Origin of the sequence: Pseudonocardia hierapolitana (assembly GCF_007994075.1) — a bacterium.
Classification (GTDB): Bacteria; Actinomycetota; Actinomycetes; order Mycobacteriales; family Pseudonocardiaceae; genus Pseudonocardia; species Pseudonocardia hierapolitana.
On sequence record NZ_VIWU01000001.1, the window covers coordinates 4,780,241 to 4,797,980 of the forward strand.

Genomic DNA, 17,740 nt, shown 5'->3' on the forward strand with positions numbered 1-17,740 from the left:
TCGAGGTCGAAGGCGACTCGGACGCGGGTGATGCGGCCGTCCTCGATGTGCAGCCGGCCGGCGACGGGGAAGGGCTCGCCGTCCCGGCGGGACCGGGCCCTTTCCCCGGATGGTTCCGCCCGGCCTGCACCGGACCGCTCGCGCTCGTCCATGAATGCTGAGGCTCCGCAACCACCCGTTCTCCATGACGTACGGGGGTGAGCGGTGACCCCGCCAGATCCGCCGCCTCGGCGCACCGGGGTTTTCCCGGGAATGCAGCCAGGCCGGAACGGAGGGCGAACGGGGGCGTTACTCGGACTCTTCTTGCGGAAGAGCGCGGCTGTTGATCGCGTCGACGATGGCGTAGGCGGAGCCGACGAAGGACTCTGCCTGCTGCGCCGACAGGTTCCGCGCGGAGGCCTCCTCCAGGGCCTGCCACATGGCTGCGATGGGCTCGCGCATGGCACGGCCCTTGTCGGTGAGGTGGACGACCATGACGCGCCGGTCGTGTTCGGCAGGCTCGCGGATGAGCAGGCCGGCGTCCTGCATGCGGCGTAGGGACTTGGAGACGGTGGAGTGGTCCAGGCCGACGCTTTCGAGCAGCTCGGACTGGGTCTGGCCGTCCCGGTCGAGGAGGTGCATCAGCAGCAGTTCCTGTCCGGGATGCAGGTCCATCTCGCGGAGCATGGCGGCGGCGTAGCCGCGGTGAGCGCGGGCGAGCTGGAAGATCGCGTAGCTCATCGGTCCCCGGCCGGCCGTCGTGGGGATGTGGGGTGTGGGGGTGGTCATGGCTCGCTCGGGGTAGGGGTTCCACCGGCTGTTCATGTGGCTGACCACGTAAGTGTAGCGCATTTACGTGGCTGGCAACGTATCTGGTGGAGCGAGCCTCTCGGCGCCCGAGGACCTCCTGGGCCGCGACCGGAGGTTCCACGAGGCCCAGCGTGTTCTCGCAACGATCATGCCCGGCCCGGGACGGGCCTTTTCATGGTCATGTCGACGCCACGGGTGTTCGATCTTGCTCCGAGCCCCGTGGCGTCGACTTGATCATGCGAGGTCGCGTTCCGATGGTGAAGCCGCGAGGGCGAGCGGACCTGCCGAGCGAATCTCCGACGGACCGACGCGAGGGCACCCGAACCGCGCCGGCCCCACCGACTCGCGCCGCCGGCACCGGCACCCACAGCTCCGCCTCCCGCCACGGGCGCCAGGTGCGAGCGGCTCAGCCCTCCAGGTCGTCGGCGTCGTCGCGGGCGAGGAAGCTCGCGATCCGCTCGACCGCGTCCTCGAACGACGGGTTCAGGTCGACGAACGTGCGCAGCCGCTCGGCCAGCCACTCCACGCTGACCTGCTCGTCACCGCGCCGCTCGACGAGCTCCTCGATTCCCCGGTCCGTGGCGTACATGCTCAACGCTCCGCTTTCCCTGATTCGATCTCCGCCCAGCGGCGTTGATCAATCAGAAGTGCCCAGGGCCTCGTCGAGCAGGGCGGCCTGCTCGACCTCGTGCACCTTCGACGAGCCCGCGGCCGGCGCGGCCATCCGTCGCCGGGAGACCCGCCGGAACCCGGCCAGGCGCGGCAGCTTCTCCGGCAGCTCCAGTCCGAAGAACGGCCACGCGCCCTGGTTGGCGGGCTCCTCCTGGACCCAGCGGACGTCCTCGGCGTTCGGGTAGCGGTCGAGCACGGACGCGAGCTGGCGGTCCGGCACCGGGTACAGCTGCTCGATGCGGACGATCGCGATGTCCTGGATGCCCCGCTTCTCCCGCGCGGCGGCCAGCTCGTAGTAGATCTTGCCGCTGCACAGCAGCACACGCTGCACGCCGGCCCCGTTGTCGTCCCGGAACCGGGGGTCGTCGATGACCGGGCGGAACCGGCTGCCGGTGAAGTCGGTGACCGAGCTGACGACCTGCTTGGCGCGCAGCATCCACTTCGGCGTGAACACCACCAGCGGGCGGCGGACGCCGTCCATCGCGTGCCGGCGCAGCAGGTGGAAGTAGTTCGCGGGTTCGGTGGGGACGGCCACGGTCATCGAGCCCTCGGCGCACAGCTGCAGGAACCGCTCGATGCGGCCCGAGGAGTGGTCGGGTCCCTGCCCCTCCAGGCCGTGCGGCAGCAGCAGCACGACGTCGGACATCTGGCCCCACTTCGCCTCACCGGACGAGATGAACTCGTCGATGATCGACTGGGCGCCGTTGACGAAGTCGCCGAACTGGGCCTCCCAGGCCACGAACGACTCGGGGTTGGCCACCGAGTAGCCGTACTCGAAGCCGACGGCGGCGAACTCCGAGAGCGCCGAGTCGTAGGGCAGGAACCGCTCCTGGTCCTCCGACAGGTTGCGCAGCGGGTAGTACTCCTCGCCCGTGCGCCGGTCGATGATCACCGAGTGGCGCTGCACGAACGTGCCGCGCCGGGTGTCCTGACCCGAGATCCGCACGAGCTTGCCGTCCATCAACAGGGAGCCGAAGGCGAGCAGCTCGCCGAACGCCCAGTCGATGTTGCCGTCGCGCGACATCTGGAAGCGCCGCTGCAGCACCGGCTTGACGCGCTGGTGCACGGTGAAGCCGTCGGGGAGCTCCACGTGCGCGTCGCCGATCCGGTGGACGACCTCCAGCGAGACGGAGGTGTCGAGGTCGGTGGGGACCGACTGCTCCTTCTCCACGGACGGGCTCGGCGCGGGCGGTGTCTTCTCCAGCTCGCGGACCTCGTTGAAGACGTGCTCCAGCTGGTTGGAGAAGTCCTTGAGCGCGTGCTCGGCCTCGTCGACGGTGATGTCCCCGCGGCCGATCAGCGACTCGGTGTAGATCTTCCGGACGCTGCGCTTCGCGTCGATGATGTCGTACATCGCCGGCTGCGTCATCGAGGGGTCGTCGCCCTCGTTGTGGCCGCGGCGGCGGTAGCAGATCATGTCGATCACGACGTCGTTGTGCCAGCGCTCGCGGTAGTCGACCGCCAGCTTGGCCACCCAGACGCACGCCTCCGGGTCGTCGCCGTTCACGTGGAAGACCGGCGCGTCGATCATCTTGGCGACGTCGGTGGAGTACTGCGACGAGCGCGAGTGCTCCGGCGCGGTGGTGAACCCGACCTGGTTGTTGATCACCACGTGCACGGTGCCGCCGGTGCGGTAGCCGCGCAGCTTGGCGAGGTTGAGCGTCTCCGCGACCACGCCCTGGCCGGCGAACGCGGCGTCGCCGTGCAGCATCAGCGGCAGCACCGTGAAGCCGCCCTCGCCCTTGTCGAGGAGGTCCTGCTTGGCGCGGACGATGCCCTCGAGCACCGGGTCGACGGCCTCCAGGTGCGACGGGTTGGACGCCAGCGACACGACCGTCTCGCCGTCACCGAACATCCGGAAGTACTTGCCCTCGGCGCCCAGGTGGTACTTCACGTCGCCGGAGCCGTGGGCCTGGCCGGGGTCGAGGTTGCCCTCGAACTCGCGGAAGATCTGGCTGATCGGCTTGCCCACGATGTTGGCCAGCACGTTGAGGCGGCCGCGGTGCGGCATGCCGATGACGACCTCGTCGAGCTCGTGCTCGGCGGCCTTGTCCAGCACGGCGTCGAGCAGCGGGATGACGGTCTCGCCGCCCTCCAGCGAGAACCGCTTCTGCCCGACGTACTTGGTCTGCAGGAACGTCTCGAACGCCTCGGCCGCGTTGAGCTTCGACAGGATGTACTTCTGCTCGGCCTGGTTCGGCTTCTGGTGCGGGACCTCGATGCGCTCCTGCAGCCAGGCGCGCTGCTCGGGGTCGGCGATGTGCATGTACTCGGTGCCGATGGTGCGGCAGTACGCGTCGCGCAGCACACCGAGGACGTCGCGCAGCTTCATGTGCTGCTTGCCGGCGAACCCGCCGACCGCGAACTCCCGGTCCAGGTCCCACAGCGTGAGCCCGTGGGACAGGATGTCCAGGTCGGGGTGGCGGCGCTGGCGGTAGTTCAGCGGGTCGGTGTCGGCCATGAGGTGGCCGCGGGTGCGGTGTGCGTCGATCACCTCGATCACCCGGGCGGTCTTGTCGATCGCGCCCTCGGGGATGTCCTGCACCCACCGCACCGGCTCGTACGGCACGCGCACCGAGCGGAAGATCTCGTCGTAGAACTCGTCCTCGCCGAGCAGCAGCGCGTGCACCCGGCGCAGGAAGTCGCCGGACTCGGCGCCCTGGATGATCCGGTGGTCGTAGGTGGACGTCAGCGTGATGATCTTGCTGACGCCGATCTCGGCGAGCTTCTCGGAGCTCGCGCCCTGGAACTGGGCGGGGTACTCCATCGCGCCGACGCCGATGATCGCGCCCTGGCCCTGCATCAGCCGCGGCACCGAGTGGTTGGTGCCCAGCGTGCCGGGGTTGGTGAGCGTGATGGTGGTGCCCGCGAAGTCCTCGGCCTGCAGGTTGCCTGCGCGGGCCTTGTGGACCATGGCCTCGTAGGCCGACCAGAACTGCGCGAAGTTCATCGTCTCGCAGCCCTTGATCGAGACGACGACCAGCGAGCGCTGCCCGTCCTTGCCCGGCAGGTCGATGGCGAGCCCGAGGTTGACGTGGTCGGGTTGCACGACGACCGGCTTGCCGTCCTGCTCGCTGAAGTGGCGGTTCATCACCGGGAAGTCGGCGAGCGCCTTGACCAGCGCGTACCCGATGAGGTGCGTGAAGGAGACCTTGCCGCCGCGGGTGCGCTTGAGCTGGTTGTTGATGACCACGCGGTTGTCGGCGAGCAGCTTCGCCGGCACGGCGCGCACGCTCGTGGCCGTGGGCACGGACAGCGAGGCGTTCATGTTCTTGACGACCGCGTTCGCGGCGCCGCGCAGCGGGGTGGTGGTGCCCGTGCCGGGGTCGGCAGCAGCCCGCGTGGCGGGGCGGGCCGCCTGCGAGGTGCTGCCGGCGGCCGGCTTCGCGCCGGTGGCGCGCTTCTGCGTGACCGCGCTGCCGTTCGTGCCACCGGTGGGCGTGAGCGCCCTGCGGTCGGCGGCCCGCGTGCGCTCACTCGGCTCGGCGGGCTCGGCGACCGGGGTGGGGGCAGGCGCCGTGGGCGCGTCGGACGGGGCGGAGGGACGGCCGGGACGCTGGGCCGTCTCCTGGACGGAACCGGTGCCGGCCGAGTCGTCGGCGGTGTCGGCGGCAGCGGTGGGGGATGGCGCGTCCGTGGGGCGGTAGTCCGCGAAGAACTCGTGCCATGCCGGGTCGACGGTGTTCGGGTCGTCGAGGAAACGCTGGTACATCTCCTCGACGAGCCATTCGTTCGGCCCGAACTCGCCTGCTGGACTGGACGTACTGCTGCTGGACACGCTGATGACCGCCTTGATCGGATCTCATCGACATCGCCGAGGACTGCACGCCAGGTTAGTCCCCGCGCTCAGGAGGCGGGTACTGCACACGGGAGGTGATCGGCTGCACCGGTCAAGGGGTCGGTTCAGTGAAAGTCAGGCCGCCGGGAGCTCGCCCTCGGCATCCACCACGGCGGTCCGCACCGCAGTGGCGCTGATCACGGTGCCCGCCCTCAGCCCGCACCGGGAGTCGGTGCGCAGGGTGTCGCGCTCGCCTGCGAACTGGCCGTCGGCCGGGTCGAGGAGCAGCTCGGTGCGGGTGCGCCCGGCGTCGTGGACGAGCGCGACGCACGAATGCCCGTCGACGTTCCGGGCCTCGTCGGTGAAGCTCACGCCGGGGAGCGCGGAGAGCGCCCGGAAGAACGTCGCCCGCAGCTCCGCGGGCACGAGCGCCGTGCGCAGCGCCGTGACGGCGGCCGCGAACGGCCCGAACCAGCTGCCCGGGTTGTCCTCGCGGAGCCGGGCGAGGAGCGCGTCCGGGTCGTGGGGCAGGCGCTGCAGGAACTCCGGGGTGGGCGCCTGCCAGCTCCCGCGCCGCGGCGGGCTCGGTCGCGGGCAGAACACGGTGTCGAGCTCGATCCCCATGTCGTCGTCCGGGGCGGTGTGGAAGTCGCCGTAGCGGGCGCGGAAGCGTCCGACGGGCGCCACGTCGTGCAGGTCGAACCCGTCCTCGCGGGCCTCGTCCGCCGAGCCGGTGAGCCAGGTCTGCGCTCCCGTCAGCTCCCGTTCGAGCAGCCACTCCCGCTCGGGGTTCGCGGGGATCCACTGCCGCAGCCGGTGCTCGGTGAGGTGCTGGTGGGGACCGAACGTGCCGAGCCACCATGCATGGGTCTCCACGAAGCGGTACTGGTGCGGCGCCACCGGGCGGTCGGACACGGCGATGGCGTGATCGTGCAACGCTGGCTCCTGCCGGTCGGGGGATCCGTTGCATGGAGTGTGGTCTGGTGACACTCCGTCGTCCGCACGAGGGTCCCCTTTGCGGCGGTCGCGGCGCTAGCGCTCCCCGCCGGAGGTTCGCCAAGGGTCTCGGCGGCCCAGCTCCACGCCGGACGCAGCGGCGAACAGCCCGAGTACGCCCGGTACGAGGGCCGCTCGCCGCCACGCCCAGCGAGAAGCTGGATCCACCGATACCCCCGACGAACCTCCGGCGGGAAGCACTAGGCGATCCACTCCTTGACCTGGCCGAGCAGCTTCGGCGCGTCCGTCGTCACCGGGTTGACGTGCAGGTGCGTGACCCCCGCCGCGCGCAGCGCCTCGATCCGCTCCCTCACGTGCGACGGCGGGCCGATCAGCGTGACCTTGTCGATGAAGTCGTCGGGGAGCGCCGCGGCCGCCTCGTCCTTGCGCCCGTCGAGGTAGAGGTCCTGCACCACCCTGGCGGTGTCGGCATAGCCCTGGCGCGCGAAGACCGTGTTGTAGAAGTTGCGCCCGCGCGCCCCCATGCCACCGATGTACAGGGCGTACATGCCGCGGGCGAGCCTGCGGGCCGGCTCGAACATCTCCTCCTCGAGCGCGAGGATCCCGCCGCCGGTGATCTGCAGCGGGCCGAGCTCCGGCGCACGCTTCGCGAGGCCCGCGTCGAGGGCGGATCCGAAAACCTCGCGGATCTTCTCCGGCATCAGCACGTGCGGGAGCCATCCGTTCGCGAGCTCGGCCGTCATCTCGACGTTCTTGTCGCCCAGCGCGGCCACCCAGATCGGGATGTCGACCCGCCGCGGGTGGTTGATCAGCTTCAGCGGCTTGCCGAGCCCGGTGCCCTGCCCCTCCGGCAGCGGGATCGGGTAGAGGCCCTCGTTGGTGAGCCGCTCGCGCCGCCAGACCTTGCGGCAGATCTCGATGATCTCGCGCGTGCGCGCGATCGGCTTGTCGTAGGGCACGCCGTGGAACCCCTCGATCACCTGCGGCCCGGACGCGCCGAGCCCGAGGATCGCCCGGCCGCCCGACAGCGCGTCGAGCCCGGCCGCCGTCATCGCGGTGAGCGCGGGGGTCCGGCTGTAGATCGGCAGGATCCCGGAGCCGATCTGCACGCGCTCGGTGCGAGCGGCGAGGTAGCCCATCAGCGAGACCGCGTCGAAGCTGTACACCTCCGCGACCCACACGACGTCGAGGCCTGCTCGTTCCATCTCGACGACCGACTCGGCGCTGCTGACGGGGTCGTCGCCGTACTGGAGCTGGGTCGACAGGAGCATGGTGCGAGATGTTACCGACGAGTCAAGTAAGGGCTGCTCGATGTGGAGGGCACCGCCGCGCCCCCCACCCGGCCCGACCACACCACTTCACAGACCCAGCCCCCGCTTCACACAGGGCCGGCGCTGTGTGAAGCGGGCACAGGGTCTGTGAAGTGCCCGTCTCAGCGCAGGTGCTCCCCGAGGAAGTCCACGGTGCGGGGCCAGGCCGTGCGCGCCGCCTTCTCGTCGTACAGCGACGGCGCGTCCCAGTTGGAGAAGGCGTGGCCCGCGGCGTAGCGGTGCAGGACCACGTCGCTCCGGCCGGCGAAGGCCTGCTCGACCTCGTCGATCTTCTCCGCGGGGATGTACGGGTCGTCGGCGCCGTAGTGGAACAGCACCGGGCACTCGACCCGCGGTGCGAGGTCGAGCATCCCGTTGATCGCGGAGCCGTAGTAGGACACCACGGCGTCGGGCCCGCGCCCGTCCACCCTGGCCGTCGCGGCGAACAGGTACGCGAGCGTTCCGCCGAGGCAGAAGCCGACCCCGCCGACGCGGCCGTTGCACTCCGGCATCCCCAGCGCGTGCGCCATGGTGGCGGTGAGGTCGCCGGGCACCAGGTCGAAGTCCAGTTGCTGGACGTGGGCGAAGCCGTCGGCGAGGCCGGACTCGTCCTTGCGCTCGAACCGCGGCTCGATCCGCCAGAACACGTCGGGTGCGAGAGCCAGGTACCCGGCCTCGGCGAGCTGCACGGCCAACCCGCGGATGTTGTCGTTGACCCCGAAGACCTCCTGGAAGATCAGTACTGCCGGCGCAGGGGTGGCCTCGGGAACAGCGCAGAACGCGTCGAACGTGCCGTCCGGCGTCGTGATCGTCTCGTAGTGGGAGCTGGGCACGGGGGGAGCCTAGGGTGCCGGTGTGAGGTTCCGCGTCGTCCCGGCCGCCTACGTCCTCCTGCTCCGCGGCACCGGCGCCGGAGCCGAGGTGTTGCTGCAGCTGCGCCAGAACACCGGGTACCGGGACGGGCACTGGGCCGCCGCGGCGGCCGGGCACGTCGAGGCCGACGAGTCGGTGTTCGCGGCCGCGTGCCGCGAGGCGGCGGAGGAGGTGGGGGTGAAGATCGAGCCGGCCGACCTCGAACCGCTCACCACGATGCACCGCACGCACGCCAACCACGACCCGATCGACGAGCGCGTCGACTTCTTCTTCGGCTGCCACCGCTGGGCGGGCGAGCCGCGCCTGATGGAGGCGGCGAAGGCGGCCGACCTGGAGTGGTTCCCGCTGGCCGCGCTTCCCGACCCGGTGGTGCCCCACGAGCGGTACGTCCTCGACGGCCTGCGCGAGAACGCCCTGGCGACGATCACGGCCTTCGGCTTCTGACGGCGGCGCCCCGGCTGGTCGCCCGCTTCCGCCACTGGATACGGTGACGATCCCAGCCGCGTGCAGCCCCCGTGCCGGCGGGTAGTCACGACCACTCGGAGTTCCCCATGAGCTCTCCATTGCAGGTCCCTCGGATGCGCGCCGCGGCGCGGCGGATGAAGGCGGGTGGCGAGCGCTTCCTCGGTGGCGTGCTTCCCGGCGCGTCCGCCCGCAGGCTGCAGATCAGGGCCTTCGCCGACGACTGGGCCGCGGCCAACCTCGAGGCCCGGCGGGCCACCGGCCCACTGTGGATCGTGCTCGGCGACTCGGCCAGCCAGGGGCTCGGGGCCACCCGGCGGGAGACCGGCTACGTCAGCGTGGTGCACGAGCGGCTGCGCCACCGCGACGCGTGGCGCGTGATCAACCTGTCGCGCGCGGGCGCGGGCATCACCGACGTGCTCACCCGCCAGCTCCCCGAGCTGATCGAGCTGACGAGGGACGAGACCGCGGGCCTGGTCAGCTGCATCGTCGGCGCCGAGGACATCGCCCGCCGGGTCCCCGGCATCGACGTGTCGCTGCGGCAGCTGCTCGCCTCCCTGCCGTCGGGCGCGGTGGTCGGCACGTTCGCCCGCGGTGCGCGTGGCGGGCTCGCCGCCGCGCTCGACGCGATCACCCGTGAGGAGGCCGCCCGGCACCGGCTGCGGGTGGCCGAGCTCCCGCCCCGGTTCGGGCCCGGCAGCCGGGGGCGGGAGAAGACCCCGCTCGGCGACGTCGAGCACGCCGGGTGGGCCGAAGCCGTCCTCGCCGCGATCGACGGCCCGCCGGCCGAGATCGCGCCCTCCACCGACCCCGAGCTGCCCGTGGTGCCTGCGGAGGAGACGAAGAAGCCCGCCGCCGACCGCAAGCCGGCCGCCGACGACGAGGCAGGCGGCGACGCGAAGCCGATCAGCGACAGCAAGCCGGCTGCCGGCGCCGAGCCGGTGGACGACTAGAGCGGATCCAACGACCGGGTGCAGGACGACCGGACCGGCCGCATCACCGTCCGCGAGCTGAGCAAGCGGTTCGGCGCGGTACAGGCTGTCGACGGGCTGACGTTCTCGGTGGAACCGGGAGCCGTCACGGGATTCCTCGGGCCGAACGGCTCCGGGAAGACCACGACGCTCCGGATGATCCTCGGGCTGGTCACGCCCACCGCAGGCGAGGCGCGCATCAACGGGATGCGGTTCCGGGAGCTGCCGCGGCCGGCCCGCGTGGTGGGGGCCGTGCTGGAGGCGCAGGGCTTCCACCCCGCCCGCACGGCCCGCGCGCACCTGCTCACCTGCGCGGCCGCGATCGAGGTGCCCGACGACGCGGTGGAGCACGCGCTCGGCACCGTCGGGCTCGATGACGCGGGCGACCGGTCGGTGGGCGAGTACTCGCTCGGCATGCGGCAGCGGCTCGCGCTGGCCGTCGCCCTGCTCGGGGATCCGCAGGTGCTGGTGCTCGACGAGCCGGGCAACGGGCTCGACCCCGAGGGGATCGCGTGGCTGCGCGCGTTCCTGCGGGCGTTCGCGGCGCAGGGCCGCAGCGTGCTGATCTCCAGCCACCTGCTCGCCGAGGTGGAGCAGACGGCCGACCACCTCGTGGTGATCAGCCGTGGCCGCTGCGTCTACCAGGGGTCGCTCGCGCAGCTGCAGGGTTCGCGCAGCGCCCGCGTGCTGGTGCGCTGCGCCGATCCCGTGCGGCTGGCCGACGCGCTCGCGGGCACCGGCGTGCTGGAGATCGACACGCTCTCCGACGGCTGGCTCGGCGTGGCGGGCACCGACCCGGTCCACGTGGGGGACGTGGCGCTGGGCGCGGGGGTGGCGATCTACGGCATGGTGCACGAGCGGGTGGAGCTGGAGCAGCTGTTCTTCCAGCTCACCGCGGAGCCGTGGCGGTGAGGGTGCCCGCGATCGGGGCGCCGGTCCGCGCGGAGTTCCGCAAGGTCACGTCCACGAAGCTGTGGTGGGGTCTGCTGATCCCGGTCACGCTCGTGTCGAGCATGATCAACCTCTTCGGCGGCGTCTTCACCTCGGCCTTCCCCGAGGCGGAGCGGCTGCCGCTGCTGCTCGGGTCCCTCGCCTACGCGCTGGGGCTGACCAGCGTGTTCGCCGCCGTGCACGGCGTCGTGGCCGCCGCGGGCGAACACCGCCACCGCACCATCACCACCACCTACCTCACCACCCGTGGCCGGACACCGGTGCTGCTGGCGAAGATGCTCGTCAGCGCGGTGGTCGGGGCCTGTTACGCCGTGACGACCCTCGTGACGGGGGTGCTCGCCGGCACCGCCGCCGACGGTGGTGCGGGGTTCCCCGGCGCCGCGCCGCTCGTCGCCACCGCACTGATCGGTGTCGCGGTGTCCGCGCTGTGGGGCGCGCTCGGCGCCGCGTTCGGCACGGCGGTGAGCAACCAGGTCAGTGCCCTCGTGGCCCTTCTGCTCTACCTGATGGTCGGCGAGCTGCTGGCCGCGGCGCTGCTCGAGGCGACGGAGTCCGATGCCGTCCGCTCCCTGTCGTCCTACCTGCCGGGCAACGCGGGCGAGGTGGCGGTCTACGGGATCCCGGCCGTCGAGATCGCGGGCCCGGCCACCGGTCCCCAGGTCGTCGAGCTCCTCGCCGGCGTCACCAACCCGCCGGGATGGGGAGTGGCCCTGCTGGTCCTCGCGGCGTGGACGGCCGCCGTCGGGGCCGTCGGCTGGCTGGTCGCCGCCCGCCGCGACATCAACTGACGCGGCTGGCACAGCACCCCCGGTGCCGAACCTAGATCGGGTTCAGGATGCGCTCCAGGAACTGCCGGGTGCGGGCCTCGGTGGGCTCGGTGAGCACCTGCTCCGGCGGCCCGGACTCGAGCACCACCCCGCCGTCGAGGAACAGCACCTGGTCGGCCACCTGCTGGGCGAACCGGATCTCGTGGGTGACGATCACCATCGTCCAGCCGTCGTTCGCCAGATCCTTGATCACTCGCAACACGTCGCCGACCAGCTCGGGATCCAGCGCCGATGTCGGCTCGTCGAACAGCATCAGTTTGGGCGCCAGTGCGAGCGCGCGGGCGATGCCGACCCGTTGCTGCTGGCCGCCGGACAGCTGGAACGGGTACTGGTCGGCCTTCTCGGCCAGCCCCACCTGCTCCAGCAGCCGCCGCGCATCGGCGATGGCCTCGTCCCGCGGCCGCTTCTGCACGATCACCGGGCCCTCGATGACGTTCTGCAGGACCGTCATGTGCGGGAACAGGTTGTGGCTCTGGAACACCATGCCGCTCTGCAACCGGAAGCGCGTCAGGGTGGCGCGATCGACGTCCGCGGCGAAGTCCACCGACAGGTCACCGATCGTGATCACCCCGGAGTCGGCGCGGTCCAGGGCGTTCAACGTGCGCAGCACCGTGGTCTTGCCCGATCCCGACGGCCCGATCACGGCGGTCACCGTGCCGGCCGGCACGTCGAACGAGACGTCGTGCAGCACCCGGTGCTCGCCGAAGGACTTCTCCACGCCACGGACGGTCAGCAGGTCGGTCACCTGGCCACGTACCTCTCCAGCCTCGTCTCCAGCCGGATCTGCCCGAACGACAGGACGAAGCAGATCACCCAGTAGTACACCGCCGCCACCCCGTACAGCGCGAAGAAGTCGAACGTCGGCGCCGCGGCGAGCTGGGCGACGCGCAGCAGCTCGGTCACCAGGATGGTCGAGGCCAGGGACGTGTCCTTGACCAGCGAGATCAACGTGTTGGACAGCGGCGGCACCGCGGTGCGGGCCGCCTGCGGCAGGATGATCCGTTGCAGCGTCGTCGAGTAGCCCATGCCGATCGTCTGCGCCGCTTCCCACTGCCCCTTCGGGATGCTCAGGATGGCCGCCCGGACGACCTCGGCCGCGTAGCCGCCGACGTTGAGGCTGAAGGCGATCACCGCAGCCGGGAACGGGTCGATCACGATGTTCAGCTGCGGCAGCGCGTAGAACACGATGAACAGCTGGACCAGCAGCGGCGTGCCCCGGATCACCGAGATGTACCCGCGCGCCAGCAGCGAGAGCGGGCGGATGCCGGAGATCCGGGCCAGCGCGACGAACAGCGCGAGCACCAGCCCGAGCACGAAGCTGATGGCCGTCAGCGGCAGGGTCTGCGTGACGGTGGCCACCAGCATCGGCCACAGGTTGCGCCAGATCAGATCCCAGGTGCCTGGATCCACGGGACTACGGGCCGCTGACGTCGGTGCCGAAGTACTTCTCCGAGATCTGCTTCAGCGTGCCGTCCGCGCGCAGCTCGCCCAGGGCCCGGTTCACGTCGGCGATCAGCCCGCTGTCCTTGCGCGCGGCGAACGCCTGCTGGCTCGTGTCGCCGGTGGTCCCGGCGATCTTCACGCTCGCGTCGCCCCGCACCTTCTGGTACTCGGCGACGGCGAGCGTGTCGTTGACGGTGGCGTCCACCCGGCCGTCCTTCAGCAGCTGGACGGCTTGCACGAAGCCCTCCACCGCCTCGACGTTGGCACCGGCGTCCCGGGCCACGGTGGCCCAGTTGCTGGTCGCGGACTGCGCGGTGGTCCTGCCCCGCAGGTCGGCGAGGCTGGTGATGTCGGCGTTGTCGGCGCGGGTGACGATCACGCCCTCGGAGACGGTGTAGGGCTCCGACAGGTCGTACTTGGCCTTGCGCTCGTCGTTGATCGTCACCTGGTTGGCGACCAGGTCGAAGCGCTCCGCCTCCAACCCGGCGAAGATCGCGTCCCACGGCGTCTGCACGAACTCGACCTGCTTGCCCAGCTTCGCGCCGACGGCCTGCACGACCTCGACGTCGTACCCGGTGAGCTCGCCGCCCGGGCCCTGGAAGCTGAACGGGCTGTAGGTGCCCTCGGTGCCGACCCGGAGGGTGTCGGCGTCGGATCCACCGCCGCAGCCTGCGATGCCGAGGGCGACCAGCAGCGCGGTGGCCGCTGTGATGAGCTTGGAGCGCACCGGGGGTCTCCTGTCGGTTGGGGTGCGTCGACCGGGCGGTCAGCATCGCACGTGGTGGCCATTGCAGCGCGAACGATCGACCGCGGTGTTCCCGTCCACCCGAACCGGACACCAATTCGTGATCGTCGCCGGAACGCCCGGGCCGGCGTCGTGTGATGCCGGGATCCTGGACGGACGGAGCGTCGGTGCGGCGGCATAACGTGTCAGATGTGCCCGATGCTCCCTCCCCCGGCTGGATCCGCCGGATCGTCCGCGCCTGTCTCCGCCACCGCGCGGTGGCGGTGGGCGCGCTCGTGGCGTCGGTGTTCGGGGTCAGCCTGGAGGCGGTCGGGCCGTTGCTCACCCGCGTGGCCGTCGACGACGCCGTCGCGGGGTCCACGGCCGTGCTCGCCCCGATCGTCGCGGCGGTGGTCGCGCTCGCGCTGGTGCGGTTCGGTGCGGCGTTCCTGCGCCGGTACCTCGCCGGCCGGCTCGCCCTCGACGTGCAGCACGACCTGCGGCGGCAGGTGTTCGCCGCGATGCAGCGCCTCGACGGCGAGCGGCAGGACGCGCTGCGCACCGGCCAGGTCGTGTCGCGGGCGATCACCGACCTGCAGCTGGTGCAGACGCTGCTGTCGATGGCACCGCTGGCGCTGGGTGCGGTGGTGCTCGTCGTCGCCTCGGTCGCGGCCATGCTGTGGCTCTCGCCGCTGCTCACGCTCGTGGCGTTGGTGGTGCTGCCGGCCGTGGGCTGGATCGCGCTGCGCACCAGGGCGAAGCTGTTCCCGGCCACCTGGTCGGCGCAGCAGCGGGCGGCCGACATCGCCCAGCACGTGGAGGAGACCGTCACCGGCGTGCGGGTGGTGAAGGGGTTCGGCCAGGAGTCCCGCGAGACCGCAGGCCTCGAACGGGGCGCAGCCCGGCTCTTCGCCGAGCGGATGCGGACCGCGCGGCTCACCGCCCGCCTCAACCCCACGCTGCTCGCCCTGCCCACGCTCGGCCAGGTCGGCGTGATCGCCATGGGCGGCTGGCTCGCGCTGGAGGGCTCGATCAGCATCGGCACGTTCCTGGCCTTCTCCACCTACGTCGCCCAGCTGGTCGGGCCCGCCCGCCTGCTCGGGTCGGTGGTGGTCACCGCCCAGCTCGCCCGGGCGGGCGTGGAGCGGGTGCACGACCTGATCGACTCCCAGCCCGACGTCGTCGACCCGGCCTCCCCGGCCGCCCTCCCGGAGGGTCCGCTGTCGGTCGAGCTGGACGACGTCACGTTCGGCTACTCACGCCGCGACCCGGTGCTCGACGCCGTCACGCTCCGCGTGGAGCCGGGGGAGACGCTCGCCGTGGTCGGCACCGCGGGCTCCGGCAAGTCCACGATCGCGCTGCTGCTGCCGCGCTTCTACGACCCCCAGCAGGGCGAGCTGCGGCTGGGCGGGGTGCCGCTGCCGCAGCTGCGCCTCGCCGACCTGCGTCGCGAGCTCGGCGTGGTGTTCGAGGAGGCGTTCCTGTTCTCCGACACCATCCGGGCCAACATCGCCTACGGCTGCCCGGACGCGAGCGAGGAGGAGGTGCGGGCGGCGGCGCGCGCCGCGCAGGTGGACACGTTCGTCGATGCGCTCCCCGACGGCTACGACACGCTCGTCGGCGAGCGCGGGCTCACGCTGTCGGGCGGGCAGCGCCAGCGCATCGCCCTCGCGAGGGCCGTGCTCACCGACCCGCGCGTGCTGGTGCTCGACGACGCCACCTCGGCCGTCGACACGGCAACCGAGGCCGCCATCCACGAGACGCTGCGCGCGCTCACCGCCGGGCGCACCACCCTGCTCGTCGCGCACCGCCGCTCCAGCCTCGCCCTCGCCGACCGCGTCGCCGTGCTCGACGCGGGCCGCGTCGTCGACGTCGGCACCGAGGCGGAGCTGATGCAGCGCTGCGCGTTGTTCCGCGATCTGCTCGCGGTGCCGGACGACGTGCGCGAACGCGCCACTCACCACGTCGAGACGGAGGACTCGGCGCAGCTGTGGCCGGAGCCGGGCACCGAGGGCACGGTTCCGGCGGCGCGGACGTCGAACCGGTCGATCGGGATGGCCCCTCGCGGCGGCCCCGGGATGGGCGCCGCGGGCGACATGGCGCCCACCCCCGAGCTGCTCGCCGCGGTCGAGGCGTTGCCGCCTGCCACGGAGGCGCCCCGCGTGCCCGGCGAGGACCCCACAGCGCCCGATCCGCAGTTCCGGCTCGCCCGCCTGCTGCGCCCGGTGCGCCGGCCGCTGCTGCTCGGGGTCGTACTGGTGGCGCTCGACGCGCTGGGCAGCCTCGCGCTCCCCGGGATCACGCGGCTGGCGATCGACGGCGGTATCACGGCGGGCGCGCCCGGCGTGCTCGTCACGGCCTCGTTGCTGGGGATCGGGCTGGTCGTCGCGGGCTGGCTCGTGGTGGCCGCACAGACCGTCGTCACCGCGCGGGCCGGGGAGAGCCTGCTCTACCTGCTGCGCGTGCGCAGCTACGCCCACCTGCAGCGGTTGGGGCTGGACTACTTCGAGCGCGAGCTGTCCGGCCGGATCATGACCCGGATGACCACCGACGTCGACGCGCTCTCGACGTTCCTCCAGACGGGGCTCGCACAGGCGGTGGTCAGCGTGCTCACGATCGGTGGGGTCGCCGCGGCACTCCTGGTCACCGACCCGCAGCTCGCGCTCGTCGCGCTCGCGGTGGTGCCGGTGCTCGCCGTCGCGACGGTGGCGTTCCGCCGGGTGTCGTCGGCGGCGTACGCGGAGGCCCGCGAGCGGGTGAGCATCGTCAACGCCGACTTCCAGGAGAACGTCACCGGGGTGCGGGTCGCGCAGGCCTACGTCCGCGAGGAGCGCAGCGCCATCACGTTCGCCGAGCGCAGTGCCGCGTACCGGCGATCCCGGCTGCGCGCGCAGCGCTACATCGCCACCTACTTCCCGGGCGTCGCGCTGCTGTCGGACGTCGCCACGGCCGCGGTGCTCGGCGTCGGCGCGGCGCGGGTGGCGGCGGGCGACCTCACCCCGGGCGTGCTCACCGCGTTCCTGCTCTACCTCGGGCTGTTCTTCGCCCCCGTCCAGCAGCTGTCGCAGGTCTTCGACGGCTACCAGCAGGCCCGCATCGGCCTGTCGCGCATCGGCGACCTGCTGCGCACGCCCACGTCGGTGCCGCCGGAGCCGGTGGGCGACCCGGTGCCGGTGCCCGAGCGGCTGCGCGGGGAGGTCGAGCTGCGCGACGTCGGTTTCACCTACGCCGGCGCGGGGTCGCCCGCGCTCGACGGTGTCTCGTTGCGGGTCGCGCCCGGCGAGACGATCGCGCTGGTCGGCGCCACGGGCGCGGGCAAGTCCACCGTGGTCAAGCTGATCGCCCGCTTCTACGACACGGGTACGGGCGCGGTGCTCGTCGACGGCGTGGACGTCCGGCGCTACCCGTTGGCCGCCTACCGGCGGCGGCTGGGCATCGTGCCGCAGGAGCCGCACCTGTTCAGCGGCGACGTCGCCGCCAACATCGCCTACGCCCGTCCCGACGCGAGCCCGGCCGAGATCGAGGCCGCCGCCCGCGCCGTCGGTGCGCTGGAGATGGTGCGGGCGCTGCCCGGCGGCTTCCGGCATCCGGTCGGGGAGCGGGGGCAGGGCCTGTCGGCGGGGCAGCGGCAGCTCATCGCGCTCGCCCGCGCCGAACTCGCCGACCCCGACGTGTTGCTCTTCGACGAGGCCACTGCGGCCCTCGACCCCGCCACGGAGGCCGCGGTGCACGCCGCAGGCGATCGGGTCACCGCCCGCCGCACCGCGTTCGTCGTGGCCCACCGGCTGGGCACGGCGGCGCGGGCCGACCGGATCGCGGTGCTCGACGGCGGCCGGATCGTCGAGGTGGGTTCGCACGCCGAGCTGCTCGCCGCGGGCGGTCACTATGCGCGACTCTGGCGGGCCGGGGAGATGGAACCGGCGGCCTGAACGAGTGGGATCTGCCCGATATCGGGCAGGAAGTTTGAAGTTGTGGACGCTCGC

The 17,740-nt window shown here is 72.1% G+C and carries 14 protein-coding genes; 5 read left to right on the forward strand and 9 right to left on the reverse strand.

Annotated elements, in window-relative coordinates:
• Window positions 1-288 precede the first annotated feature (288 nt).
• The 6 genes from FHX44_RS22820 to FHX44_RS22845 all read right to left on the reverse strand — a co-directional run bounded on the left by FHX44_RS22820 (window position 289) and on the right by FHX44_RS22845 (window position 8,339).
• A complete protein-coding gene (locus tag FHX44_RS22820; RefSeq protein WP_246170535.1) occupies window positions 289-720 on the reverse strand; it encodes a MarR family winged helix-turn-helix transcriptional regulator in 432 nt (143 codons plus the stop codon).
• Window positions 721-1,195: 475 nt separating this feature from the next.
• On the reverse strand, window positions 1,196-1,378 hold the full coding sequence (locus FHX44_RS22825; protein WP_147257653.1) for a DUF6104 family protein: 183 nt from the start codon (window positions 1,376-1,378) through the stop codon (window positions 1,196-1,198).
• A gap of 48 nt (window positions 1,379-1,426) precedes the next feature.
• Window positions 1,427-5,173, reverse strand: coding sequence for a multifunctional oxoglutarate decarboxylase/oxoglutarate dehydrogenase thiamine pyrophosphate-binding subunit/dihydrolipoyllysine-residue succinyltransferase subunit (locus FHX44_RS22830; protein WP_246170991.1), 3,747 nt, complete (start codon window positions 5,171-5,173; stop codon window positions 1,427-1,429).
• A 201-nt stretch (window positions 5,174-5,374) separates the two neighbouring features.
• Complete coding sequence (locus FHX44_RS22835; RefSeq protein ID WP_147257655.1) at window positions 5,375-6,175, reverse strand: hypothetical protein; 801 nt, start codon at window positions 6,173-6,175, stop codon at window positions 5,375-5,377.
• A 260-nt stretch (window positions 6,176-6,435) separates the two neighbouring features.
• The gene (locus FHX44_RS22840; RefSeq protein WP_147257656.1) at window positions 6,436-7,467 is read right to left on the reverse strand and encodes an LLM class F420-dependent oxidoreductase; all 1,032 of its coding nucleotides are present in this window, start codon (window positions 7,465-7,467) and stop codon (window positions 6,436-6,438) included.
• Between the two features lie 161 nt (window positions 7,468-7,628).
• Complete coding sequence (locus FHX44_RS22845) at window positions 7,629-8,339, reverse strand: dienelactone hydrolase family protein (protein WP_147257657.1); 711 nt, start codon at window positions 8,337-8,339, stop codon at window positions 7,629-7,631.
• A gap of 22 nt (window positions 8,340-8,361) precedes the next feature.
• Here FHX44_RS22845 and FHX44_RS22850 point away from each other — a divergent pair, with 22 nt between their 5' ends.
• From FHX44_RS22850 to FHX44_RS22865, 4 genes are all read left to right on the forward strand, one after another.
• A complete protein-coding gene (locus FHX44_RS22850; RefSeq protein WP_147257658.1) occupies window positions 8,362-8,823 on the forward strand; it encodes an NUDIX domain-containing protein in 462 nt (153 codons plus the stop codon).
• A 107-nt stretch (window positions 8,824-8,930) separates the two neighbouring features.
• Window positions 8,931-9,794, forward strand: a complete 864-nt coding sequence (locus FHX44_RS22855; RefSeq protein WP_147257659.1) for an SGNH/GDSL hydrolase family protein — start codon at window positions 8,931-8,933, stop codon at window positions 9,792-9,794.
• Window positions 9,795-9,812: 18 nt separating this feature from the next.
• Complete coding sequence (locus FHX44_RS22860; RefSeq protein ID WP_147257660.1) at window positions 9,813-10,724, forward strand: ABC transporter ATP-binding protein; 912 nt, start codon at window positions 9,813-9,815, stop codon at window positions 10,722-10,724.
• On the forward strand, window positions 10,721-11,551 hold the full coding sequence (locus FHX44_RS22865) for an ABC transporter permease subunit (RefSeq protein WP_147257661.1): 831 nt from the start codon (window positions 10,721-10,723) through the stop codon (window positions 11,549-11,551). The genes FHX44_RS22860 and FHX44_RS22865 overlap by 4 nt, the downstream gene beginning before the upstream one ends.
• 31 nt (window positions 11,552-11,582) lie before the next feature.
• On the opposite strand, the gene FHX44_RS22870 is transcribed toward FHX44_RS22865, so the two are convergent.
• The 3 genes from FHX44_RS22870 to FHX44_RS22880 are packed head-to-tail and all read right to left on the reverse strand — an operon-like array spanning window position 11,583 to window position 13,760.
• On the reverse strand, window positions 11,583-12,335 hold the full coding sequence (locus FHX44_RS22870) for an amino acid ABC transporter ATP-binding protein (protein WP_147257662.1): 753 nt from the start codon (window positions 12,333-12,335) through the stop codon (window positions 11,583-11,585).
• On the reverse strand, window positions 12,332-13,000 hold the full coding sequence (locus FHX44_RS22875; RefSeq protein WP_246170536.1) for an amino acid ABC transporter permease: 669 nt from the start codon (window positions 12,998-13,000) through the stop codon (window positions 12,332-12,334). The genes FHX44_RS22870 and FHX44_RS22875 overlap by 4 nt, the downstream gene beginning before the upstream one ends.
• A gap of 4 nt (window positions 13,001-13,004) precedes the next feature.
• Window positions 13,005-13,760: an amino acid ABC transporter substrate-binding protein gene (locus FHX44_RS22880; RefSeq protein ID WP_147257663.1), complete on the reverse strand. Its 756-nt coding sequence runs from the start codon at window positions 13,758-13,760 to the stop codon at window positions 13,005-13,007.
• Window positions 13,761-13,915: 155 nt separating this feature from the next.
• Between FHX44_RS22880 and FHX44_RS22885 the strand changes: the two genes are divergently transcribed.
• Window positions 13,916-17,686: an ABC transporter ATP-binding protein gene (locus FHX44_RS22885; protein WP_147257664.1), complete on the forward strand. Its 3,771-nt coding sequence runs from the start codon at window positions 13,916-13,918 to the stop codon at window positions 17,684-17,686.
• The last annotated feature ends 54 nt before the right edge of the window (window positions 17,687-17,740 follow it).

What these genes read in the sequence shown, in the direction of transcription:
- FHX44_RS22820 (WP_246170535.1), bottom strand. Translation starts at nt 720, where the DNA reads ATGAGCTACGCGATCTTCCAGCTCGCCCGCGCTCACCGCGGCTACGCC.
- FHX44_RS22825 (WP_147257653.1), bottom strand. Translation starts at nt 1,378, where the DNA reads ATGTACGCCACGGACCGGGGAATCGAGGAGCTCGTCGAGCGGCGCGGT.
- FHX44_RS22830 (WP_246170991.1), bottom strand. Translation starts at nt 5,173, where the DNA reads ATGTACCAGCGTTTCCTCGACGACCCGAACACCGTCGACCCGGCATGG.
- FHX44_RS22840 (WP_147257656.1), bottom strand. Translation starts at nt 7,467, where the DNA reads ATGCTCCTGTCGACCCAGCTCCAGTACGGCGACGACCCCGTCAGCAGC.
- FHX44_RS22855 (WP_147257659.1), top strand. Translation starts at nt 8,931, where the DNA reads ATGAGCTCTCCATTGCAGGTCCCTCGGATGCGCGCCGCGGCGCGGCGG.
- FHX44_RS22885 (WP_147257664.1), top strand. Translation starts at nt 13,916, where the DNA reads ATGCCGGGATCCTGGACGGACGGAGCGTCGGTGCGGCGGCATAACGTG.